General features: G+C 41.7%; 18 protein-coding genes, 1 rRNA gene and 1 riboswitch. Of the genes, 16 read left to right on the forward strand and 3 right to left on the reverse strand.

Annotation, left to right across the window (positions count from 1 at the left end; all coding sequences use genetic code 11):
• Positions 1–38: 38 nt before the first annotated feature.
• Together rrf and AS888_RS20455 are read left to right on the forward strand one after the other, a co-directional pair.
• Positions 39–154 (forward strand): 5S ribosomal RNA (rrf, locus tag AS888_RS20450).
• Between the two features lie 295 nt (positions 155–449).
• Entirely contained in the window at positions 450–1,289 is an 840-nt protein-coding gene (locus AS888_RS20455) for a tyrosine-type recombinase/integrase (RefSeq protein WP_061143958.1), read from the forward strand.
• Positions 1,290–1,720: 431 nt separating this feature from the next.
• Here AS888_RS20455 and AS888_RS20460 read toward each other — a convergent pair whose 3' ends face one another.
• Complete coding sequence (locus AS888_RS20460) at positions 1,721–4,891, reverse strand: efflux RND transporter permease subunit (protein ID WP_061143959.1); 3,171 nt, start codon at positions 4,889–4,891, stop codon at positions 1,721–1,723.
• Positions 4,892–5,082: 191 nt separating this feature from the next.
• On the opposite strand from AS888_RS20460, the gene AS888_RS20465 reads away from it, so the two are divergent.
• From AS888_RS20465 to AS888_RS20500, 8 genes are all read left to right on the forward strand, one after another.
• Complete coding sequence (locus tag AS888_RS20465; protein WP_185113141.1) at positions 5,083–5,958, forward strand: TetR/AcrR family transcriptional regulator; 876 nt, start codon at positions 5,083–5,085, stop codon at positions 5,956–5,958.
• Between the two features lie 141 nt (positions 5,959–6,099).
• A complete protein-coding gene (locus AS888_RS20470) occupies positions 6,100–6,996 on the forward strand; it encodes a diacylglycerol/lipid kinase family protein (RefSeq protein ID WP_061143961.1) in 897 nt (298 codons plus the stop codon).
• Between the two features lie 116 nt (positions 6,997–7,112).
• Positions 7,113–7,775: a hypothetical protein gene (locus AS888_RS20475; protein ID WP_061143962.1), complete on the forward strand. Its 663-nt coding sequence runs from the start codon at positions 7,113–7,115 to the stop codon at positions 7,773–7,775.
• 15 nt (positions 7,776–7,790) lie between these two features.
• Complete coding sequence (locus tag AS888_RS20480; RefSeq protein ID WP_061143963.1) at positions 7,791–9,053, forward strand: efflux RND transporter periplasmic adaptor subunit; 1,263 nt, start codon at positions 7,791–7,793, stop codon at positions 9,051–9,053.
• A 185-nt stretch (positions 9,054–9,238) separates the two neighbouring features.
• Positions 9,239–9,385: riboswitch (cyclic di-AMP (ydaO/yuaA leader) on the forward strand.
• Between the two features lie 170 nt (positions 9,386–9,555).
• Complete coding sequence (locus AS888_RS20485) at positions 9,556–10,815, forward strand: cation:dicarboxylate symporter family transporter (RefSeq protein WP_061143964.1); 1,260 nt, start codon at positions 9,556–9,558, stop codon at positions 10,813–10,815.
• A 386-nt stretch (positions 10,816–11,201) separates the two neighbouring features.
• Positions 11,202–11,984, forward strand: a complete 783-nt coding sequence (locus AS888_RS20490; protein WP_061143965.1) for a hypothetical protein — start codon at positions 11,202–11,204, stop codon at positions 11,982–11,984.
• 191 nt (positions 11,985–12,175) lie between these two features.
• Complete coding sequence (locus AS888_RS20495) at positions 12,176–13,258, forward strand: D-alanine--D-alanine ligase (RefSeq protein ID WP_061143966.1); 1,083 nt, start codon at positions 12,176–12,178, stop codon at positions 13,256–13,258.
• 155 nt (positions 13,259–13,413) lie between these two features.
• On the forward strand, positions 13,414–14,796 hold the full coding sequence (locus AS888_RS20500; RefSeq protein ID WP_061143967.1) for a UDP-N-acetylmuramoyl-tripeptide--D-alanyl-D-alanine ligase: 1,383 nt from the start codon (positions 13,414–13,416) through the stop codon (positions 14,794–14,796).
• A gap of 132 nt (positions 14,797–14,928) precedes the next feature.
• Here the strand turns inward: AS888_RS20500 and AS888_RS20505 are convergent, their stop codons facing one another.
• Entirely contained in the window at positions 14,929–16,032 is a 1,104-nt protein-coding gene (locus tag AS888_RS20505; protein ID WP_061143968.1) for a PP2C family protein-serine/threonine phosphatase, read from the reverse strand.
• 1,203 nt (positions 16,033–17,235) lie between these two features.
• Here AS888_RS20505 and AS888_RS20510 point away from each other — a divergent pair.
• The 3 genes from AS888_RS20510 (at position 17,236) to AS888_RS20520 (ending at position 20,857) form a co-directional block, all read left to right on the forward strand.
• A complete protein-coding gene (locus AS888_RS20510; RefSeq protein WP_061143969.1) occupies positions 17,236–18,735 on the forward strand; it encodes a degradosome RNA helicase CshA in 1,500 nt (499 codons plus the stop codon).
• A 186-nt stretch (positions 18,736–18,921) separates the two neighbouring features.
• Positions 18,922–19,395 carry a PH domain-containing protein gene (locus tag AS888_RS20515; RefSeq protein WP_061143970.1) on the forward strand — a complete coding sequence of 158 codons (474 nt, stop codon included), beginning with the start codon at positions 18,922–18,924 and terminating at the stop codon, positions 19,393–19,395.
• On the forward strand, positions 19,388–20,857 hold the full coding sequence (locus tag AS888_RS20520; RefSeq protein ID WP_061143971.1) for a PH domain-containing protein: 1,470 nt from the start codon (positions 19,388–19,390) through the stop codon (positions 20,855–20,857). Before AS888_RS20515 ends, AS888_RS20520 begins: the two co-directional genes overlap by 8 nt.
• Before the next feature lie 25 nt (positions 20,858–20,882).
• Here the strand turns inward: AS888_RS20520 and AS888_RS20525 are convergent, their stop codons facing one another.
• Positions 20,883–21,470: a rhomboid family intramembrane serine protease gene (locus AS888_RS20525; RefSeq protein WP_061143972.1), complete on the reverse strand. Its 588-nt coding sequence runs from the start codon at positions 21,468–21,470 to the stop codon at positions 20,883–20,885.
• A 108-nt stretch (positions 21,471–21,578) separates the two neighbouring features.
• Between AS888_RS20525 and acpS the strand changes: the two genes are divergently transcribed.
• The 3 genes from acpS to alr all read left to right on the forward strand — a co-directional run bounded on the left by acpS (position 21,579) and on the right by alr (position 24,586).
• The gene (gene acpS, locus AS888_RS20530) at positions 21,579–21,935 is read left to right on the forward strand and encodes a holo-ACP synthase (protein ID WP_061143973.1); all 357 of its coding nucleotides are present in this window, start codon (positions 21,579–21,581) and stop codon (positions 21,933–21,935) included.
• A gap of 237 nt (positions 21,936–22,172) precedes the next feature.
• A complete protein-coding gene (locus tag AS888_RS20535) occupies positions 22,173–23,180 on the forward strand; it encodes a LolA family protein (RefSeq protein WP_061143974.1) in 1,008 nt (335 codons plus the stop codon).
• 227 nt (positions 23,181–23,407) lie between these two features.
• Positions 23,408–24,586 carry an alanine racemase gene (gene alr, locus AS888_RS20540; protein ID WP_260320322.1) on the forward strand — a complete coding sequence of 393 codons (1,179 nt, stop codon included), beginning with the start codon at positions 23,408–23,410 and terminating at the stop codon, positions 24,584–24,586.
• Positions 24,587–24,742: the final 156 nt, after the last annotated feature.

The following is a 24,742-nucleotide window of genomic DNA, read 5'->3' on the forward strand; positions in this document are numbered from 1 at the left end:
ATATTATCTAGTTTTGAAGGAACAACGTTCCTCATATGTTTGGTGGCGATAGCGAAGAGGTCACACCCGTTCCCATTCCGAACACGGCAGTTAAGCTCTTCAGCGCCGATGGTAGTTGGGGGTTTCCCCCTGTGAGAGTAGGACGCCGCCAAGCCATTTCAAGATCAGCCATCCGGCTGGTCTTTTTTTGCGAGATATATCCTTATCCACGCTGTATCCAACTGCATGAAGAAAGGAAGCGGCTATCAGCTTCAAATAATGATATTACTATATAGAATAGGTTAGGGCATATTATATTTGAAGCATTTTTTATGATATATGGATAAATACGTCACCTTCTTTCTATATATTCTTAACCAGATGAAGACATCTGGACAGAATTCTTCGTTTCTGTAGGGATATATGTTAAAATTAACTTAGTTCTGAAACTGTCATTGGGGGAATAGCCGATGGATACCTCTGCTAAAGATGAAATGATTTTTTCGTTTGCTGAATGGTTGAGAGACCAAGGCAAATCAGATAATACGATCAAAACATATACTGGTGTCCTTTCACAGTTTTGTGACCAGACACAAAAGATATTGATGGAGATTGATTCTGAAGATGTTCAGGATTATCTTGATAATTTAGAAAATTGCAAGAAAAGCCCAGGGACAATTGAAAAACACTATATCGCCCTAAATGTATTCTTCAAATTTTTAGGAAAACCGCAAATAATGCTCTCTGTCGAGCGTAAGGTTAAAGAGCACAAGCATGAGGTGCCTGAAACTTTAAATATAAAAGAGCAGGAAATCCTGTTGAGGGATATAGAAGCAGAGGGAAATCTAAGGAACATCGCCATCGTGTACCTGTTGTTGCATACTGGAATCCGTGTTTCTGAATTATGTGACTTAAATGGCTCTGACGTCATCATGGATCAGGAGCGGAATTGCATACTAGTCAGAAATGCAAAAGGTGAAATCGATCGAACCATTCCCCTTACACAATCGGCGATTCAGCATGTAAAGAATTATCTATACTCTTTAAAAGATAAAGCAGATCCTTTGTTCCTTTCGAGTTATAATCAAAGAATCACTCCGAGATCGGTTCAATATATATTGAAAAAATATAATGTGCATCCGCATAAATTGCGTCATACCTTTTGCCAAAGGCTAGTGGATAATGGGATAGATGTTCAAACGATATCCAAGCTTGCCGGTCATAAAGATTTAAATGTGACAAAGCGTTATTTAAAGGAAAAATCACTGGATTTGGAAGATGCGATTGACCAAACATTCACCAAGCATTGATTCATAGGTAAGTAAAAGGAAGGAACGGTCTTTCCTTTTTTTTGTGTCATTTAAAGGACCTAAGCATTTCCTTGGAAATACAGGTATACGCCCAACCTTAGCTTATCGAAAGGAAGGGAGCGGGGCTTGAGGAGCTACTCGCGGTCTCTGCTGGGCTGTTTGGTATGTGTCTCCCTCGGTGAAATCAAATGATCCCAGGCCGGGTTTTATCCTCCAACTTTTATCCTGCCTTCCGGGGCCGCTGATAACGGCACGACGACGTTATAGGCAATTTTAATCGATCCGCTCGCCCAAAGACCTCACTGAGGGCTTTTTTAGTATTATTTCCTTATTATCGTTTTGTTCAAGGTCCATTTCATTGTACATAAAAAAGCCCTTGTAGGTCGCCACTTTTGTTAAGTGTCTGCTACAAGGGCTTTTTTCAATGATCTTTATTTAGCTGCTTTTTTCTTCTTTTTACCTATTTTCATGATTACTTCATATACTACCGGTACTATGACAAGTGTCAGCAAGGTGGAACTCACTAATCCGCCAATTACGGTAATTCCCAAGCCTTGTGAGATCAGGCCGCTGCCTTCCGCTCCTATGGCCAACGGAATTAAAGCACCGATCGTAGCCAGGGCGGTCATCAAGATTGGGCGTAGACGGGTAGAGCCCGCCTCGAGCAGCGCTTCACGTGTAGATAATCCGGATTCTTCATTTTTGATTACCCGGTCCACCAATACGATGGCGTTGGTTACAACGATACCGATAAGCATGAGCACACCCATCATGGCTGAAACGCTAATGGTCTCACCGGCAATGAATAAGCCTACTAAAGCTCCGATTACCGTGAACGGTAAGGAGAATAGAATGGCGATCGGAGCTAACCCGCCATGGAAAGTGACGACAAGGACAAAGTATACGATTGCGATGGCTGCCAACATAGCGATTCCAAGCTGAGTGAACGATTCTTGGATATCTTCGGTCACACCACCATAGTCTACAGTGACACTTGCTGGAAGGTCTAATTTATCAACTTCCTTTTGCACCTCTTTGGTTACTGCTGCAACATCATCCGATTTGATCGTTGCAGAAACGTCCGCGTAAATTTTTCCGTCGCGGCGGCTTATCGTATCGGATGCCTTACCTTCCTCGATTTTAACAACCTCTTTCAAAGGTATTTCCATTCCCATTGGAGAAGTGATTTTCGTATTCTCGAGATCTTTTTTATCTTCGAATGTCTTTTCTTCTGTCTCTACATAAACTTTGACTTCTTCTCCATCTTTCTTGATAGTGGTCAAAGCATCGTCTTTGTTCGAATTTGCAATGGACATGCCGACTTGGGCGGCTGTTAGTCCAAGTTCACTAAGTTTCTTCTGGTCTGTCACAAGTGTATATTGCTCATATGCATCGGATAGACTTGTATCGACATCTTTCAATTGTTTATTTTTCTTCATGATGTTTTGAATATCATTGATTACCGGTTCAATGTCTTTTTGTGTATTTCCATAGACATAAAGAGTCGTTTCATTGCTTGATGTAGATGTGAACTCTTGTTGCTTCCACGTTCCGGGAGAGTCAAGATTGGTCAGATATTTTATGATCTTTTCTTTCTTTTCCCCGAAGTTTTCGGTGTCTTCATCATAAAGCACATAGAAGAGCGCGGAATTACTGGAGCCGCCCATCATGCCGCTCATCATGTTTTCACCTAGTGTGTACTGGACTGTTTCAACATCATCCTTATCCATCAAGTACTTTTCTACTTTTTCCGTTTCCTTTTCAATATCCTCTTTTAACTCGCCTGGTGCTGGAGTATAAGTGACGATGATCTGCTTCTCTTCATCTGCAGGCATGAAGCTGACGCCGATGCTTGGAATGAGGAATAAGCTGCCGACCAATAATACTATAGCTGTACCGAATGTAATCAATTTATGGCTTAATGACCAATTCAGTGCCCTGCGGTAGAAACCGGATAGCTTGCTTGGTTTTTCTTCATGTGACTTCAACTCTTTTTCGGAAAGGCCGTTTTTAAATAATGAGTCTGCCATGGCCGGTACAAGAGTGATGGCAATGATTAATGATGCGACTAATGCAAACACCATCGTTAAAGCGAATGGCATGAATAGCTCGCCAACAGGTCCCGTAACGCTTGCCAATGGCAGATATACGGCTACAGTAACAATTGTTGATGAAAGGATAGGGATGAACATTTCCTTAGTGGCGGAACGAATCAATTCGCCGCCTTTTAATTGTTCGCCTTTTAGTGCCATCCTTCGATAAATATTTTCGATTACCACTATTGAGTCATCGACGACTCGGCCAATCGCAACAGTCATGGCTCCCAATGTCATGACATTTAGTGAGATATCCATTTGTTTGAGCACCAAAAGGGCTGCCAACAAGGATAGTGGAATCGAAATGACGGAGATTAGGGTCGTTTTGAAGTTTCTTAGGAAAAGCATGATCACTATGACAGCAAACAGACAGCCGAAAATGGCCTTGCTAATCATCGTTTCGACAGAGTCCTTAATCGGTTTTGCTTGGTCAAGCGTAGTATGTACGCCCACGCCTTTAAATTCATCTTTAAAATTGGAAACTTGGTCTTGAACTTCATCGACAATGGCGACTGTATCGGCATCAGGCGATCTTGTAACCTGTATTCCAATTGATTCGCTGCCGTTTGTCTTCGAAATGGACTCAGCCTTACCGATGATTTTCACGTCGGCAATGTCCGATAATTTGACACTTTGCATTTGGGGAGCAGTTGGTGCCGTTCCTGGGGCCGCTTGATTAGCTTCCGCTTGCCCCTGTGCCGCCGGTGCTGTTTGTGCTTGTGCTCCTGCTTGTGCTTGTGCTTGTGCTCCTGCTTGTGCTCCGCCAGTTAAGGGGATCTTAATGTTTTTCAGGTCTTTTAGCGTGGAGATGTTACCGTCAACCACGATCGTTTTTTCTTTATCGTCAAAGTTATATAAGCCAAGCGGCATGTTGACATTAGCGGCTTGAATGACCTTTTTTACGTCCTCTTCATTGAGCCCGTATTGTGCCATCTTTTTTTGATCGAATTCAAGGCTGCCTTCATTAACTTGTTGTCCTGAAATCGTTACGGATGTCACCCCGTCGATTCCTTCAAGTTTAGGAACTAACACATCCTCGACATTTGTTGTCAGGGCAGGCAAATCAGAATCCTTATCGGTTACACTAAGTGCGACAACCGGAAAAGCATTCAATTCCAACTTGGACACGCTTGGATCATCTACGCCATCAGGCAGTTCGAGCTTCTCCAATGCTTCTTTCACATCTTTTACAGCATCGTCCATGTCCGTATCATAATCATATTGCAATTGGACGGAAGAAACATTGGCCATGGAAGACGAACTGACCAATTCTACTCCTGATAGATTGGTGACTTTTTGTTCAATTTGGTCTGTGAGTTTATCGGCTACTTCCTCAGGTGCAGCCCCGGGATATACGGTGGAGATGCTGATTAAAGGGGTGGAGATGTTTGGGATGGTTTCTTGTTTCATGTTTAAACCGGAATATAAACCTGCTGCAACGATGATGATTGTAAGCAACCAGATTGCCAGTTTATTCTTTAAAGAAAATTTGATTATCGAATTCAAGCTTTGTACCCTCCATACATAAGATTGTGACCAGCCGGTCATAGACTCAAATATATAGCATATTAATTACGATTGCAACAGATAGTAATCCGTAGTCATATCATTGAGGTTTCAAGGGTTTTGAGATACAATGTGGATGAAGTGACTCGATGGTCATACAGGGACAATATTTTAAGGATAGGATGGATCTGATGAATGAAAAACATAAATTGATCATAGATAAATCGGTAGAGCTTTTCTCGGAGAAGGGCTATCATGCTACCTCGGTTCAAGAGATTGCCGAAAAGTGCGGGATAGCAAAGGGGTCTTTTTATAATTATTTTAAATCGAAGGAAGAGCTGCTCGTATCCATTTTCAAGTACTTCTATGAAGCGTTGACGGACGCTTTGCTCGATTGGGAGCTTGATGTTTCTTTGTCCAATAAAGACAGGTTTCTAGGGCAAATCTCCGTTCAAATTGAACATATGACGGGGAATACCAACTTAATTCAAATGCTGATGCAGGAGCAGATGGTACATATCAGTAAAGAACTGGATCAGTTCTTGCATTATATCCATGAAGAAGGGATGATTTGGTTCCAGCGTAAAATTACGGAGTTATACCCGGAACTGCCTGCAGAATTTCTGCCGGACTGCACAGTCATGCTGGATTCATTGTTCAAAGGATATATGGGCATCCTCATGAGGAAAAAAGATGCTTTTGATGTGGAATTATTCCCTAACTTCTTTTTGAATCGGTTGGATTCGATAATCGCAAGCCTGCAAAACATGGAAGACCCACTATTGAAGCACTTTCCTTTGCCGAATTGCACGTTGCATGACATTAATCCAAAAGAGGAAATCCTTTTGATCATCACTAAACTATTGGAAATGGAAACCCAAGAAGAAGGAAGGAAAGCGAGTAAAAATACGAAAGCATTGAGTGCGATTCAAGAAGAGCTATCTAACGGTAAGCCAAGATCGATAATATTGGAGAGCCTTTTATTATTCTTGGAAAAAAGTGATAAGAAGGGCCCCTTATATTCAAAGCTTGTCTTAACGATGAAGGAATATTTAACGAATATATGAAAGAAAGGGGCGCAACGCCTCTTTTTTTTATAGAGTACGTAAATTACATTTAGTCATGAGTGCGTTTCAAATGATATGGTTTAGGAGAAAGTATAGGTAGTGAAATGTGATTTGTTCATTATACGTATAGGGGGGAAGATCATGAGATGGAAAAAAGGAATGCTGATTTATAACGAGAATGCAGGTAATCACAAACTGGCAAGAAACCTCGAAGGTTGTCTTCCGGTGATTGCACCACAAATAGATGAGTTCCTTATTATGAAAACCAAAGAAAAAGGCGATGCTCACCGTTTTTGCTTGGAATATGGGGAAGAGATGGATGTAGTTTTCGTATTAGGAGGAGATGGAACAGTCCATGAGTGTGTAAACGGTCTATCACCACTTGCGAAGCGGCCGTTGTTCGGTGTTTTACCTGGAGGGACCTGCAATGATTTTTCCAGGACGTTAAACATTCCCCAAAATGTTCGCCAAGCTGCGGAGGCCCTTGTTAATGGCAAGGTTCGTCCCATTGACATCGGGGTGGCCAATGATGTGTATTTCTCTAATTTCTGGGGAATTGGACTTGTTTCCGAGACCTCGAACAATATTGATGATCAGGAAAAAAACCGGTTCGGAAAGATCGGTTCCTTATTAAGCGCGATAAGGACGATTGGAGATAATGACGGCTTCCAATTCAAAGTCGAATTTGATGGGAAACAGATGGAAGGGGAAGCGCTCATGATTTTGGTCATGAATGGCTCATTCATCGGGACCAATGTTTTGCCTTTTCCGATGCTGAATCCTGATGATGGGAAATTAGGCGTTGCCATTTTGGAAAATGCAAACTTTAGTACTTTTTTAGAATTAATAACGATGAAACGTGAATGGTCCGAAAATCTCGGTTCGAATTCCGGAGTGACTTATGTACAGGGCAGTAATTTAACTATTGAAACGAAGACGCCGCTTGATGTGGACATGGATGGAGAAAACTATAGCAGCCAGACTCCTGCGGGAATTAAGGTGCTTGAACACCATTTATCGGTATTAACCCCAAGTTAGAGAAGAGCGGGGGTTAATTATGTGTTTTTTGTTTTAATGGTTCCTTATATCTGCAATTGTTTCCAAAATAAGATAAAATATTAGAAGAAAGATCAATTTTTGCAGGGGGAACACATATGGTTTACCAGGTAAGATTGTTAAAGGGCATTTTTGAGCCTGACAGGAGTCGTTATCAGCTGCAAAATGCTGAGGCGATCACTCGACTTGGAAGTAAATTGCTATTGTTATATTTTCTTAGTCTTATTGTATTTGCCATTGGTGGATATTTTGGGATTGGTTCCGAAACCTTTTCCAAGCAAATCACGACGATGAGTATGAATGAATTCGAAGCGGGTAAGCTGCTGATCATGGGCGGCAATATGATTGCCGGTCTCCTTTACCCTTCTTTATACATATTTTTAGCGTCTCTCTATTTTTGGATGATCGGGGATGTCCCATACATAAAAGTAGTAATCGTTCAAATGATCCTATTTTGCTTGCAGTTATTGGAAAAGGTTTTGCTGATTCCGATGTTCATATTGTTACATGTAGGAAACGACGGCAATCCTTTTTCACTCGGAGTCATAAGTCAGCATTTTCTCAGCAATGATTACTTTATACATGTTTTCAGTGAAATCACCATTTTTCAATTGCTGATCATATCCCTGCAATACTTCTATATAAAGGGATTTTCAGAACGAAATCATTATTTGATTTTTTTATTGGTTGCGCTATTCTATTTGGTCACATGGTTTGCCAAAGCCTTTTTGGCATACATACATGTGGGAGTATTTGTCTAAGGCGGGTGAAGGGGAATGAAAGGGAAATGGAAGATAACCGCGGTCTCCGTTGCGTCGATCGTTTTAATAACAGTTAACATATATCTTATTGAAAAGAAAGAAAGCAAAGTGGAACGAACCGTTTTCGTGGAAAACTGGTCAAAGGTAAAAAAAGATACCATTACGGAAACCATTCAAACAAAGGCGATTGTGAAGCCTGCAGAAGTGCATGATATTTATTTCGATGCCAAGAAAAACGACTTCCGGAAATTCCTCGTAAAAGAAGGGGATGTGGTTACCGCTGGCACATCATTGTTTGAGTTTACGACAACGGAGCTTGATGCGCTTAAAGCGGATCTATCAGCGGAGAAAACGGCTGCTGAAGGAGAAATTTCAGGGATCGACCAATACATAGCGAAGCTGAGGGCCTATCAAGGGAATCTGGACCGGGATCCTGATAAAGCGGTCATTGATGATTCGGTAAAACAAAAGTTGAACATTGATATAACAACAAGCTCCTCGGACCTTATTAAAAGTAACATCGAGCAAGAAATGTACAAGCAAGAACTCGAAAAAAGCCGTTTGAACGAGAAAGTGAAGATGTTGAGTACCCAGTTAAGTTCAATCGAGACACAGACCAGCGCGGTCGAGACGACCAGTGAGGCTGACGGCATAGTTAAAAATATTAACAAAAACCTTAATAATCCCATCATATCCATTGCGTCGGCAAATATGGGAATTGAAGGGTATTTCTCCGAAAGTGAAATGAAAAAAGCCAAAGTGGGCATGACTATAAAGGCAAGCGTCCCCGATCTAAAAAAGGAATTAAAGGGGAAAATAAGCCGTATCCATTCGTATCCGGCAGAAGAGCCGACACTAACAAAAGATAACCGTTTTCCATTTCAAGCGATGATCGAAACGGAAGGTGAAGAAACTGAGCCGTTGTTGGTTGGATCCAAGGTAAACCTATCCGTCATAACCAATGAAAAGGCGGGTGTACCTTCTGTCCCTGTAGGAGCTGTTCAACAAACCAAAAAACCGCATGTCTACAAATTGACGAAAAAAGGCTATTTGGATAAACAATACGTGACATTGGGGCTTAAGGCTGAAGGAAAACAGGAACTTATAAAGGGACCTGCAGTAGGAGATGCCATCCTGATGGAACCGGAGAATGTGATGAAAAACCATTCTCATTTCATTACGCCCGTTCACTTCGAACAAGTGAAGATTAAAACCTACAAGACGTTCACCACTAGGGAAAAGGTAAGATATTTATTGCTCGGAGTCCTTGAAAAATAGCTAAAATCTTTGTGTGAAAAGAGTCTGAATAATATATCGGTATAACTATTTTAGATAAATCTAGAAAATAATTTTTTGTATAATCGGTCTACTATACTGAATTTTCAGACATTTTTAAAGATTTTTTATATGTTCGACAAGAATAAATATTTACAGATTAAAGTTTTTAGTATAATATTTTATTATAAGTTAATTCGCTTAATCTTATTCAAGAACGGGGGACCCAACTTTGTGGATTTAATCCGCTAGGGGTGAATTCAGAAATGAAAGGGCATTTGTGTTTCCAATTCCTAACCCGACAGCTAACCTCGTCAGCGTCTTTAAGGGAACATGTGTGAATATTCACGCCAATAAGAAATCGACACATGAAGTGTCTTTTTTTTCGGCGTAAAGATAGAGTTTTTCAAAAAAAGAAAAATTACTTTCTTTCTATTAGTATCTGTTTCCCTTACCGAGACAAACGTTTTTGCATCAAAGACTTTATAGAAGGTGAGGAAAGTACATGAAGAAAATTAAATTAAGTTTAGCAAGCCAGATCTTCATTGGTTTAATTCTAGGGATAATCGTTGGAGCCATTTTTTATGGTAATGCGACAGCTCAAAACTTTTTACAGCCATTCGGGGACATTTTCCTAAGAATGATCAAAATGATTGTTGTACCAATCATTGTGTCAAGCCTGATCGTTGCAGTTGCGGGCGTAGGTGATTTGAAAGCTGTAGGTAAATTGGGTGCTAAATCACTTTCATACTTTGTAGTGGTAACCCTTACAGCGATTGCTGTTGGTCTGATTTCAGCTAATATCATCCAGCCTGGTGCCGGTGTGAATATGAATAATCTGGAACAAACAGATATCTCCACATATGTTGATACAGCAGAAACGAAGCAGCATGAATCATTTGTGGACACGCTCGTTCACATTGTGCCGTCCAATCCAGTAAAAGCCATGGTAGAAGGCGATATGCTGGCAATCATCTTCTTCTCCGTATTGTTTGGACTAAGTATCGCGGCCATCGGTGAAAAAGGTAAACCAGTATTCCGTTTCTTCCAAGGTACAGCAGAAGGAATGTTCTACTTAACCAATATGGTCATGAAATTCGCTCCTATCGGGGTATTTGCCCTAATTGGTGTGACCATCTCCAAGTTCGGTTTGGAATCTTTAATTCCGTTAGGGAAGTTAGCGCTTTCTGTATATGGAACCATGATTTTCTTTGTTATCGTCGTTCTGGGGCTTATTGCAAAATTTGTAGGATTCAACATCTTTACGTTAATTAGACTTCTTAAAGCGGAATTGATTCTTGCGTTCTCTACTGCAAGTTCAGAAGCCGTTCTTCCGAAAATCATGGAAAAAATGGAGAAAGCGGGATGCCCGAAACATATTGCTACATTCGTTATCCCGACTGGATATTCATTCAACCTTGATGGCTCGACATTATATCAAGCATTGGCAGCTATCTTCATCGCTCAAATGTATGGAATTGATTTGAGTGTTTATGAGCAAGTTACGTTAATGCTTGTACTGATGATTACTTCCAAGGGTATTGCAGGCGTACCGGGTGTATCCTTCGTCGTTCTTTTAGCTACATTGGGAACCGTTGGTATTCCTGTCGAAGGTTTAGCGTTCATTGCCGGTATCGACCGTATTCTTGATATGGGACGTACGGTAGTCAATGTAATCGGTAATTCACTGGCTGCAATTGTCATCTCTAAATGGGAAGGTCAATTCAATCCTCCATCCGCCGAGGAATTAAAACAAGTTTCTTAATAACGAAAATCCAGAGTGAAGGTTCACTCTGGATTTTTTTTAATTTAAAACGCGGCTTCGTCTATTGACGGCTGCAAAGACACCCCCGTATCACATAGGGTCTCAAATGCTCCTGAAATCTTACCATCACACCAGGCGAATTTGGTCATTCCGGTTCAGAGTTGTTCTCCAGATTGCCTCGGCTCCATCCTTATCATGAGTACCCATTTTTTATCATGTGGATATTTAAATGTGCGGAGTTAGTTCATTATATAAAGGTGAAAGTGTAGTGCAAGCTTCCGTATTTAGTGAGGATGAATGAATATTCTCGGTTATATAACCTACGTCAAAACCAAAAAGTTTGTTAAAATAACAGTATTGATTGCAAGTTCGGAGGGGGTCTGGTTATGAAGAATGTTAGCGATGATATATTATATATGCATATGCAAGCTTCCCAACGGTTTGTCCTATTTAATGGACTCAACTTTCGGGAGTTTTCCTATTCACTGCCATTTGCCTTGGATTCCATCTTATTATTGAAACATCAATTCGATGGTGGGGAATACAATTTGAATGTGCTGCTTGAGAGTGCTTCGTCAGAGTCCATCGCCAAGCTTCTTAAAGAAAACGTCCGCTCATATGGTGATTTTTGCTGGGTCGACTTTGAAGAGGCGGAAGGGCTGAATGAGCTGGAAGGAAGGGAACTGGCGGAGCTTTTATATTTAGGTCATACCAAGACCCATTTGCAGCCTCCTTTTTTTCCTAAATTGAATAACCAACTTGCGTACCTTGCACAGGACGATGGATGGTTCAATAAGGTCTATTTTCGATCTCTTTCAACATTTTATATAATGTTGGGAAGTTTGATCCCCCTAAAGCTGGAGCTGCTGAAAGTAGAGCGGACGTGGCTCGGAGTCCGAAAGAAAAAAGAGTTGACGGCCATTCCTCTGGAAGTTATTTCCACCTTGATTCCGATACTTGCCGAGGGCATCGTTTTTTCGTTTCGAGATGCTAAATATTCAAGAGCGAAAATAGAAATTCCTGTATGGGTCGTAGGTGATTATTTAAACATGGACGAGATGCATGAGGACTTTTCAGACCGAAACGCTAAGAGTCCGGATGTCTTCATCACTTTCAGCAGAAAGGAAAAAATATGGGATTGTGTCATCAAAAATGATTCCTACAAGTGAAGATTCTCGATCTTTTCATTCTTTAGTAGTAAGACTTACTATCCCATGCATACAAGATAAGAGGGGATTCAGTGAACGGCAGCCCTTAGAAATGATTGGAAATGCATCGATGATGGAAGTTTCGCTTTTCCCGTTTTAGTGTAAAATGATACAATGAACATGGTTAAAAGAATATTGGAGGGTAATAACTCATGAAAACTAAACTTGGTTTGCTTTATGGTGGAAAATCTGCGGAGCATGATGTTTCAATGCAGACAGCTTTAGCGGTCATTAAAGCTCTCGATTTAGCAAAGTTTGATATATATCCGATTTACATAACAAAAGAAGGTTCATGGATAAATGGACCGAAATTGACGGCACCTGCCGAGAATGTCGCGGCTTTGACTTTCTTACCTGAAAAAACGACTTCCCCGCTGGCGCTGCAAGCACATTCAACTGATGAAAATAGTGAATCGACTGGATATGACGTCATTTTTCCATTGCTTCACGGTCCAAATGGAGAGGATGGCACGGTTCAAGGAATGTTGGAACTGCTGAATCTCCCTTATGTAGGGAATGGCGTATTAGCGTCGTCAGCTGGAATGGATAAGGTTATCATGAAAAACATCTTCGCCCAAGCTGGACTTCCTCAAGTGAAGTACACGTGGTTCATTCGCTCCGAATGGGAGGCCGATAAGGAAGCTGGCATTAAAAAGGTTGAAGATGAAATAGGGTACCCTTGCTTTGTTAAACCGGCGAACTTAGGTTCCAGTGTCGGCATCAGCAAATGTGATGATGCACAAAGCTTGGAAAAAGCGGTAGCTGAGGCTTTCCAATTCGACCGGAAGATCATCATTGAAGAAGGGGTCATTGCTCGGGAAGTGGAGTTTGGCATTCTCGGCAATGACGATCCGACTTGTTCGGTGGCAGGGGAAATCATCCCTAAAAAAGACTTCGCCTTCTATGATTACTCAGCAAAATACGAGGATGGCAATTCCGCAATGGTCATCCCGGCTGAGATAAGCGAAAGCGAATATGCTGCATTATCCGATATGGCAATAAGAGCCTTTAAGTCATTGGATTGCTCAGGGTTGGTCAGAGCTGATTTCTTCTTGACCAAAGATGGTGAAATTTATATTAATGAAGTGAATACGATGCCAGGATTCACTCCTTACAGCATGTTCCCATTACTGTGGAAGCATACGGGAGTCGACTATCCAGCGTTGATTGAAAAACTCGTGAAGCTTGCTTTGGAACGCCATCAAGAAAAACAGCAAATCAAATATACCGTCTAATCATCAGGTGATGTATAAGTTATCTCAACAAACCGTCAAATGGTCATTTTTTGATGGGTCCAAATTAGCAGGAGCCGGCAGTTAACTGGTTTCTGCTTCATTTGGTTAATGGATGGGAGATCGGTTAATGTTTCGAAGAATGTAGGAGGAACAAAATGATAAAGAGAACGTTAAAACAAGTGCATGAAATGGCAGCTGGATTGAATGATATCACTTCATTTCAATCCGTAGCAATTGAAGGGGTCACCATTGATTCAAGAAAAGTTAAAGAAGGATGCTTGTTCGTTCCGCTTAAGGGGGGGCAAGTTGACGGGCACCAGTATGTCAAGCAGGCTTTGGCGGAGGGAGCGGCAGCTTCTTTTTGGCAAAAGGATGTTCCGAATCCCCCTACCGATTTACCATTAATCATTGTCGAAAATACGGAAAAAGCACTTCAGGAATTAGCGCGTTCCTACCTTTCTCAGCTGAATATAAAGGTCGTCGGGATTACAGGAAGCAACGGGAAAACCACGACGAAGGATATGACGGCTGCCCTGCTTGCCACTACGTACAAAGTTCATAAAACGAACGGTAATTTCAATAATCACCTAGGCTTGCCACTAACGGTACTTTCGATTGAAGAGGATACCGAAGCGGCCGTTTTGGAGATGGGAATGAGCAGCCGCGGTGAAATCGAATTTTTGTCCAAAATGGCAAAACCTGATGTAGCCATCATTACCAATATCGGTGAATCGCACTTATTGGATTTGGGGTCACGTGAGGAAATTGCGAATGCAAAGCTGGAGATTGTCGAAGGCTTGGCGAAAGATGGCGTGCTGATCTATCACGGAGACGAACCGCTGCTTCGCAATCGGATCAAAAGGGATCTCCCTGATTTGAATGTAATATCTTTTGGCCGCACCGAACAAAATGATCTATTTCCACAGCTGATCACCCAAGGGACCGATAGCACCACATTTACCATCGCCTGTGATGAAAAGGAAGCTGAATACGAAATACCCGTTTTAGGTCATCATAATGTTCTTAATGCATTGGCAGCCATTTTGGTTGCGAAGGAGTTCGGTGTGGATGATTCCTCCATCCGAAAAGGCCTGTCAACCATTCAGTTAACGAATATGAGGATGGAATTGGTCGAGGGCGCAAAAGGGCAGAAAATCATCAATGATGCGTACAATGCGAGTCCGACTTCCGTTAAGGCCGCTGTCGAGCTGATCGAAGGTTTATCCGGTTTCGAGAAAAAAATCCTCGTTCTGGGAGACATGCTGGAGTTGGGACCGCAGGAGAAAGACTTTCATTTGAAAATTGGTGAATTGATTTCAAATGACCGGATTGATAAGATTTTCACCTATGGTCCTTTGGCCGAGTTTATTGGCAAGGGAGCAAGCGGAGCTTTTCCTGCAGAAAATGTTCGTTCCTTCCAAGATAAGCATAAGCTTATTGAGGAGCTGAAAACATCGACGCAGGCAAATGACATCATCCTTGTGAAAGCGTCCAGGGGCATGAAGTTGGAGGAAGTCGTTCAGGCTTTACAGAAGTAAGGTTTTTTTAAACAGGTTGTTTTTATTTGATTCAATCAGGCTGCAGACCAACTCGATAATCATGGAGTTGATCTGCAGATTTTTTTGGTTCTCTCAATAAACGTTGCATACCTCTGCAGGCGCTCGTTTATCCTAAAAAAGTGTACCGGCAATGATGCTGATATCATCATCAATTTCGGAATGCCTCATTCTTGATAGCAAGAGCGCCTGTAGTAGGTCGTGTGTAGAAAGATGGGCGTTTTCAATGAATTCCTTCTCGATGCGTTCTGTCCGTTCAGCGGCGGAAGGGCTAGGAGATTTAGAGAGGCCGTCTGAATAAATGATGAAGCGGCTTCCTGGTTCGTAATGAAATACTACTTTTGTTATCGGTGTTTCCTTAATGCAGCCTATAGGGCCAGCCCCTTCACTCAGTTTGAGAATGTAATTGGTGTCTGGGGCATGCAAAATGGCTGGGGGGTGTCCACAGTTCACATATTCAATGAATCTTTTCCTTGTATTCACGTATGCAATGAAGGCTGAAAAACAGGCATTGAATGTATCTTCCCAATGCATTCCCTGGAATAAACCCTTCATATGCTTTTTCAGTTCCCTGATTATGAGGATAGGATCCCGTATCCGTTTTATCAGCTCGGGTATCAAGGTTCGGATGGACATGTGTACAAGCGCTGTATGTATGCCTTTTCCGCACATATCGATCATGATGAAAGCGTATTTGCCGTCACTTACCTCGGTCCAGAAAAATAAATCGCCTAATAATTCAGTGGAAGGCTGGGAAAGGCCTTTGATCTCAATATGGTTATTTTGGATTGGTGTAGGTAAGCATAAATGTTGAAAGCCCCTTGCGATGCGCATGCTCCTTGCCGACTTCTGATATATCTTTTCAAGTTCCTGTCCCTTCATTTTAAATGAGAACAGGTGCATGCTGATGTTTTGGAGTGAGTTTAACTTGATGTTGACTTCCACCGGGTCAGCAGGGACGGGGATGGTCAGATATAAGGTCTTTTTTGGTAACTTAGGAGGAACTCTCATTTTTTTCGTCCGTTTATAAATGAACAAAATCGGAATTTCAAGGGATTCGGCTAAGCTAAACAAGGCCGTTTGCTGCCAGGAATCTTTTGAAAAGTGCAATGGTAATATGAATAGTGTTTGCATGAGGTCCGTTGATTCCTGAAATAGATATCTTTGTTTCATTGGATTTTCCAAAAAAGTGACGTTCTTGTTCATTGTTTTTAACAATAGGCAAAACTCCTTGCATGCAGGTATATCTAATGAGTATATATTCATACAGCCTCCTTAAGTGTTATGTTTATAGGTCTATCATACTGTAATCCATAACGGTTTTTACCGTTTTTTCTTTTAAAATTGAAAAAATATACATTCATTGAGTTGGAATGCCTAGGTTTTTGGAAGGGGGAGATTGAGATGAGGAATTGGAGTTGGAGAAGCATGGTTCAAAATCAGGTTGAAACTATTTGTTCGAAATACATATCATATAGTAGGTAAAACCTTTCAGATAAGTATTGATTGTGCTTATTCAATAAAGAATCCTACACCTTGTATTGGGATATAGTAAGCGTGGGTCCTTTAAGAATCCTGTCGGTTCATTTTTCCAGAAGGAATTATGACATCATCTCCCCAAATGTGATACAGGGCGGGATTCGTATGGATGATTTGGACTTATCTTATTTTCGAAGTGATGAAAAGTTGTAGGGAACAGTGAATGGGTCGATATCCTTTATTGCATTAACAGTTTGAAAATGGTAATATGAAGTATGAGTTTAAATGTCTTATCATTGATGATTAGTTTAATTAATCAGGTTGAGGCAACAAAATTGTATGTTCTTACATGTTTCATGAGTTCATTCTTGAGATTATTTTAGATTAAATAGGCCGCGCGTCTGGTCATATATAAAAGCTGCATCTCTTGGCGGCTTTAGTAGCTAATAGGGAATCAAGCCGCATTTTAGCGCTTTTCCACTTCTGCAAATCCTCAACGCACCGGGCCTGTTTTGTATAAGAATCTTGGCTCTCGTCAAGTTTTGTTCATACAGTCTTTTTAAGTCTGTTGAATAAGGTGCAGCAGCCCTCACCTGAATAAAACGGTGAAACACCCGTTTATGCTACTTTTAATTTTCCATATTGAATTTAATTTTGGTTACATGTACTTTTAAAAAGATGTGCGTATGTTAAAAATAACTCTACACGTGCGCGAAGCTAAAAATGCCAGTGAATGCTCGTGCTGGTATATTTCCTTTTTAAAAAATCATATTGAGTTCATTTGAACTAAAAGGCAGACATACTTTTAGGTGATAATGATAAACTTTTGCATAAGAGATAAAGTAGAACATCCGTCATGATGATGAGGATTTGAACTAAACATCTGTGCATCATTCTTGAATGCACGTGTAAATTTACGATATAAAAAGGAGTACGAAAACATTGACATTGTTTAGCGAATTAGGATTAGATAGAACGTCTATGAAATCAATAGAAAAAATGGGATTTGAAGAAGCAAGCCCGATTCAATCCCAAACGATTCCTCTAGCACTTGAAGGTAAAGATATCATCGGTCAAGCGCAAACGGGAACAGGTAAAACGGCAGCATTCGGCATCCCGTTGATGGAGAATATCGATATCAACAATGAAAACGTTCAAGGGATTGTCATCGCACCTACGCGTGAGCTTGCCATCCAAGTTTCTGAAGAACTTTTCAAGCTTGGCTACGGAAAACGCGCTCGTGTTCTGGCGGTTTATGGTGGACAAGATATCGACCGTCAAATCCGTGCATTGAAGAAAAAACCACATATTATCGTTGGTACACCTGGTCGTCTTTTAGACCATATCAAACGTAAAAATATTAAATTGGGCGGAGTTCATACTGTAGTTCTTGATGAAGCGGATGAAATGCTTAACATGGGATTCATTGAGGATATCGAATCCATCCTTTCAACAGTTCCTGACGAAAGGCAAACATTGCTTTTCTCAGCTACAATGCCTGATCCGATCCGTAAAATCGCTGAAAGATTCATGCATGAACCAGTTCTTGTGCGCGTGAAAGCGAAAGAAATGACAGTGGATCGCATCGAGCAATATTACTTGGAGCTAAAAGAAAGTGAAAAATTCGATACATTGGCCCGCCTTTTTGACATTCAAACACCGGATCTTGCGATTGTCTTCGGACGTACGAAGCGCCGTGTCGATGAATTGGCTTCTGCCTTGAATATTCGCGGCTATATGGCTGAAGGAATCCATGGTGACCTTAGCCAGGCTAAACGTCTTTCCGTATTGAAAAAATTCAAGGATCGCAGCATCGATGTTCTAGTTGCAACAGATGTGGCTGCACGTGGTCTTGATATTTCAGGCGTTACACATGTATACAACTTTGATATCCCTCAAGATCCTGAAAGTTACGTTCACCGTATTGGACGTACAGGTCGTGCGGGTAAACATGGTATTGCCATTACGTTTGTAACACCAAGAGAAAGAGGCCAACTGCATGCGGTTGAACATACAACGAAAAAACGTATGGAAAAACTTAAAACTCCTACATTGACTGAAGCGTTGGAAGGCCAACAAAAAGCAGTTACTGAAAAAATCCTTTCTACAATCGAGAATGATGATTTAACATTATATCTTGGTCAAGCGGAAGAATTATTGCAAAAACATGGTGCGGCTGACCTAGTGGCTGCCATGCTTAAATCAATGACGAAAGAACCGGATCAAACGCCAATCAAGTTAACCGAAGAGTCTCCATCTCCAATGCGTCGCAATCGCGGGGGAAGCAGTTCTTCCAATAACAGACAGCGCAATGGCCGCAGTTCTTCAGGCAGAAAAGATTACGGCAGCGGATCAAGCAAACGCCCAAGTTCGAACCGTAAATCCAATGGTTACGGAAACCGTAGCACAAGCCAAAAAAGAGAAAAATCCAATAAAATTTAATTAATTATGAAAGCCGCTCAATTGAGCGGCTTTTTTTATGTATAGGTATAATCCAGCCAGGTTCTTTTGAAAGAGAAGTCCCGAAAAAGCAGGTTAATTGAGAGGGGATTATTATAGTATAATGGAGAAAAGTACGCAGGCTGGATAATGCTTCAAAATATATCCCCATGCGGAAGAGGAGGGTTCATGGAACCGGAAAATCGCATCTCGAATAAGGCCTTGACCGTCTGGAAAATCAGTGGATTGATAGGCTCTGCAATCACTTGGATCATATCCATTGCGATACTCACGCTTACCATCTTTTTTAAGTGGACATATTGGATTGTTGGTATTTTATTCATCATTTCGATCATCCAGTCGTATCTGTCCATCTACTTGATGCCATCGATAAAATGGAAAAGATGGCGTTATGAAGTACGGAATACGGATATTGACATCCAGAACGGTATTTTCATCATAAAAAGAACACTCATTCCGATGATTCGGGTGCAGCATGTTGAAACGAAGCAAGGACCGTTGTTAAGAAAATATGAGTTGGCCTCCGTGGAAATTTCGACTGCGGCAACCATGCATGTTATACCTGCACTCGACCTTGCAGAGGCAGATGAATTGAGGCGCTACATTTCCAGAATGGCCAGTGTGGAGGAGGAAGATGTCTGAATTAAAGAGGCTTCACCCCATAGCTGTATTGCTTAATATCTTGAAATCAATCAAGGAGTTAGTTCTGCCTTTCGTATTGGTGATCGTTATTCCTGGAAGGAATGAAGGAATTCCTGGGTGGGTACAACCGCTAGTCATTTCCGTCATTGTCCTTTTTTTGATCGTTCATGCGTTCCTTCAATGGCTACGCTTTACTTATCGCATAGAAGATGGCGAGTTTAGAATCGAGTCTGGGGTGTTCGTAAGGAAGAAACGGTATATCAAGCTTGGTCGGATTCATAGCATCGATATTTCGGAGGGCATCATCCAACGGATATTCCGTCTGGTGAAGGTCAATATTGAAACGGCAGGAGGAACCCAAGCGGATGCCGTTTTATCGGCAATCAGTAAACGTGATGCCGAGCGCATCAATGCCTTCATAAGTGCCGAAAAAAACAATAAAGCGAGTGAGCCTCCTGGGTTGGAACAAGATGAATGGACCGGTAATGAAGAAGTCGTGATAGCTTCTTCCGTTTATAAGCAGACGTTGCCGCAATTAGTATTCATGGCTGCCACCTCGGGAGCGGTAGGGGTCTTTTTATCTGGGGCCATCGCTTTTATTTCACAGTTTGATGAGGTCATTCCTTTTGAACGGATATTTAAGAACTATGAAGACTTTGTTGGAATGGGCACCGTTATCTTGACCTCTTTTGCAATATTGGGCTTATTGGCCGTATATGTACTGGCCACATTAAGCATGGTCATGAAATATGCTTCTTTTACCGTGATGAAAACGGAGGAGGAACTCATCATTTCCAGAGGACTTCTCGAGAAAAGGCAGTTGACCATCCCTGTCCATAAAATTCAAGGAATTCGGATCATCGAAAATTTGGTTCGAAAACCGTTGGGATTCGCGACTGTTTACCTCGAATATGCGGGCGGCAGTATTGAAGATAAAGAAAGCTTATCCATCATGCTTTTCCCTTTTATCAAGAAGAAGCATTTACAAGGGAAATTAGGGGGAATGTTACCAGTTTATCAAACGACTATGGAAATGACCCCGATACCTAAACGGGCAATTTCCCGCTACATTTTTCGTAAAGCCCTTTTTATCATCCCTATCATTGGTGTCTTGTCCTGGTTTTTCAAGCCTTGGGGCTTCCTATCCCTACTGTTATTGCCGTTGGGGATCTATTGGGCATACATGCAATATAGGGATGCCGGATGGAATATAGAAGGAGATTTATTGCTTTTGAGCCATCGCTTGTTCTCTAAGCAAACCTTGATCATGCAAAGAAGCAGGATCCAATCCGTTTCCTATAAAAAAAGCTGGTTTCAGAGCCGGAAAGGACTGGCCACGATATCAGCCTCGATCAAGTCTGGGGTTCATTCCCGGGTCGGCGTTGTCAGGGATGTTGAAGAAGGGGATTGCCGAACAATCGAATCTTGGTATGTACCTAAAAAAGCAGTCGACTCCCAATGATCGAAAGAGTCGGCTCTTTTTCCTATCATCTTTTTCTCCAATATAGTGGTGCGGTTAAAACGCCGATTACCAGGCCGGCCAAGTGACCGACAACATTGATCTGCGGTTGGATGAAGGTCATGATGATGGCGATTCCGGTCAGTGTATAGACTGTATTTCTTTCGTTGTTCGTAAAATTGTTTTTATTGAATAACACAAGGTAAAGAAAGAAACCGAGTAAACCAAAAATCGCACCGCTTGCACCTATGTGGGTATAAGTGAGCGGTTTAAATAAGAAGGTCGCGATATTGGCCAGGATTCCGGTCGTCAAAAAGAAAATTAAGAACTTAAAGGAACCGAGATACTTCTCGAGGGCTGGTCCGAAGATGGCAAGCGAGAACCCGTTGAACAGTAAATGCGTGAATGTGCTATGGAGAAAAATCGGGGTGACCAATCGCCACCATTGTCCATCATTGATGAATAAATTTACACCTGAGCCGTAATAAAAAAGTAAATTGCCGGGAATTATGGGGAAAAGGACGAGAACGAAAACGAGCATCATGATGAAAATGAGCGCAGTCACAGCTCGATAGGCAGTGGTATATTCGCGGAAGCTTTCGGTTCTTGTAAACATAAATTCCTCCTGGGCATCGTTTTAATTAGGGACCATATTATCACCTTCTAGGTAAAAGAGTCCTCCTAATACTATGCAACATATCAATTGAATAGAAGAGGTGTCAAAGTGATTAAAGGTATCGGCGTGGACATAACTGAATTGGATAGAATGGAAACATTGATTGAACGACAACCGCGATTGAAGGAGCGTATATTGACGGAAAAGGAAATCTTGATTTTTGATGGGTTGAACGGAAGAAGGAAGATCGAGTATTTTGCTGGACGTTTTGCAGCCAAGGAGGCTTTTTCAAAAGCATACGGTACGGGAATCGGTAAGTACTTATCCTTCTTGGATATCGAAATCAGTGCGGATGATAAGGGAAAGCCGGCCATCTCCAAGCCGTTTTCAAATGGGGTGCATCTGTCGATTAGCCACAGCCGTGATTATGCGGTTGCCCAAGTCATCATTGAGAGGGTGGATTGAGTTTTGTCCGATCGGGTCATAAACCTTAAGGTTGTCTCATATACATTTAGTGCTATAGGGAGACAAGGCCCGGTAGAAGGTACATGGCAGAGTGGGGGCTCTAAGAGGGCTTTTTAGCAGGATCATGTTAGGTCCGCGCTAAAATGCTGAGGAGTCTAAGACATCAGTCGAGCCAATGTCCGGATCCTGCCTTTTCCTCTCCCTTTTACGTTCAAATGACAAAAAGGGGTTGAAAAGATGAAGAAGATGTTAATGCTTTTTGCAGGGATCATGCTCTTGCTTGCTCTTTCTGCTTGCGGCCAAAAATCACAGAGTGATGTAGTAAGTGAATTGAATGAGAAGCTTGGCGAGATGAAGGGATATAAAGCTAACGCGAAGATGACGTTGAAGATGGGCACGGAACCTCAAGTATATAATGTGGAAATTTGGCATAAGGATCCGTCTTTTTATCGCGTGAACCTAAAAAATGAAGAGAAGGATCAAAGCCAAATGATTTTGAAGAATGATGATGGTGTGTATGTATTGACGCCCGCTTTGAATAAAAGCTTTAAATTTCAAAGTGAATGGCCGGAGAACAGCAGTCAGGCCTATTTATTCGAGTCGTTGGTGAAAGACATTACGGAAGATAAAAGTGCAACATACAAAGAAACGGATAAACATTATGTCTTTGAAACGAAGACACGTTACCAAAACAATAAAATGTTGCCTTATCAAGAGATTACTATAAACAAAAAGGATCTATCCCCAGTCAGTGTAAAGGTCATGGACCCGGATAAAACGGCGTTGGTCCTTGTTGAATTTTCAAAAGTGAAATTCGATACGACCTTTGATAAGGATTCATTTGATATGAAGAAAAACATGACAAGCGCACAACTTGAAGCGCCTGTTATGGCAGAAGTCCAAAATGAAGGCTTTGCAGTGAAATACCCTGAGAATATTGGTGATATGAGCTTGACGGAAGAAAAGGAAATCAAGACCGATAATGATGGGGAACGTGTCGTTTTGACATATGAGGGCACGAAAAGCTTTACATTGGTTCAGGAAAAAGCTGAAGTGGTCCAAACTTCCGTTTCAACGAATGTGAATGGTGATCCGGTTGATTTGGGTTATACAGTTGGAGCCATGACTGGAAATACGATTGCGTGGACTTTTGAAGGTGTGGATTATATGCTTGCATCAAAGGATTTGACGCAGGTAGAGATGATAGAGGTGGCCCGTTCGGTTGGGGGAGATCCAGTCAAATAGGTTTGCAAAACAAGCTGATGTTTCCCGTCTCCTTAGGAAGGTTTCTTCTAGGAAGAGCAGGCGGGGAAGCGGCTTGTTATCATTTGGATCAGCTTCATCCGGCAACGGGCTGTATCTTGGGAAATTAGATTCTTTGGTGAAAAGCGCTTTATCTTTCTGGCGGTTGGTTATAGAATGGTCGTATAATGAAAAGCAAACTTTGCTATGGGAAGAATCTTATCGTAAGCATGAGAAAGAAGGAAATGGGCTTGGAAACGAAATTATTTCATCGAGATACGTGGGCAGAAGTGAATTTGGATCATATTCATGAAAATATTTCTTCAATGAAAACAAGATTGCAAACTGGCGTCAGCCTATTCGCTGTCGTTAAAGCGAATGCTTATGGACATGGGGATTATGAAGTGGCTAAAACGGCGCTTGAAGCGGGCGCTGATTTTTTAAGCGTTGCTTTTATGGATGAGGCGCTGGCTCTCCGGAAAAAGGGGATAACTGCTCCGATTCTTGTACTTGGGATCTCCAGGCCGGAAAGCGCGGCGATTGCTGCCGAGCAGGGGATTTCCGTGACAGCTTTTGATGATGCCTGGCTGGATAGTGCAAAGGCCCAGCTTAAACCGGGACAAGTCCTTCAGGTTCATATAAAAGTGGACAGCGGTATGGGCAGGATTGGCATACGCGATAAAAATAAACTGATGAAAGTGGAAAGTTCGCTTGAAAAGGAAGCGTGTTTCAACTTTCAAGGGATATTCACTCATTTCGCGACGGCAGATGAACTGAATACCGATTTCTATGAAAAACAGCTTGCCGTATTTAAAGGGATGCTCACTGCGCTTACGTCACTTCCGGAATTTGTCCATGCCGCCAATAGTGCTGCATCTTTGAGGTTTGCCGATCCGGTATGGAATGCGGTAAGGATGGGTATTTCCATGTATGGCCTAAGCCCATCGATGGAAATGAAGCCGATAGTGCCATTTCCATTACAACAAGCCATCTCGTTAAAAACGAAATTGGTCGCGGTTAAGCAGCTGGTTAAAGGTGAAAGTGTAAGTTATGGGGCGACCTATACGGCACAAGGAAATGAATGGATCGGAACCTTGCCGATTGGTTATGCTGACGGCTGGATCCGTAAGCTGCAAGGTCAGGAAGTGCTTATAGATGGAATGAGGGTTCCGATTGTCGGCCGGATTTGCATGGACCAATGCATGATCAAGCTCCCTAGATCATTCCCTGTCGGGACGGAGGTTACACTCATTGGTGCTGACGGACTGGAAACGATTTCCATTGATGAGATAGCTGCGAAACTGGAAACGATCAATTATGAGGTAACCTGCATGATAGGGGCAAGGGTACCGCGCGTATATATAAAAGATAACCAGCAAAAACATATCCGAAACTACATCTTGGAATGATCCGATTGTAAAAAAATCCTAAGAATGTGAATAAGATTTCCTTTATTATGCTGATAATAGGATTGAGAATAGAATATACTCTTTGCAGATAGGCATTTTAATGGTAATATTGAAAAGGATATATAATACAGGTGTGTAGTGATGGTGGAGGTGTAT

The organism is Peribacillus simplex (genome assembly GCF_001542915.1).
Lineage (GTDB): Bacteria > Bacillota > Bacilli > Bacillales > DSM-1321 > Peribacillus > Peribacillus simplex_B.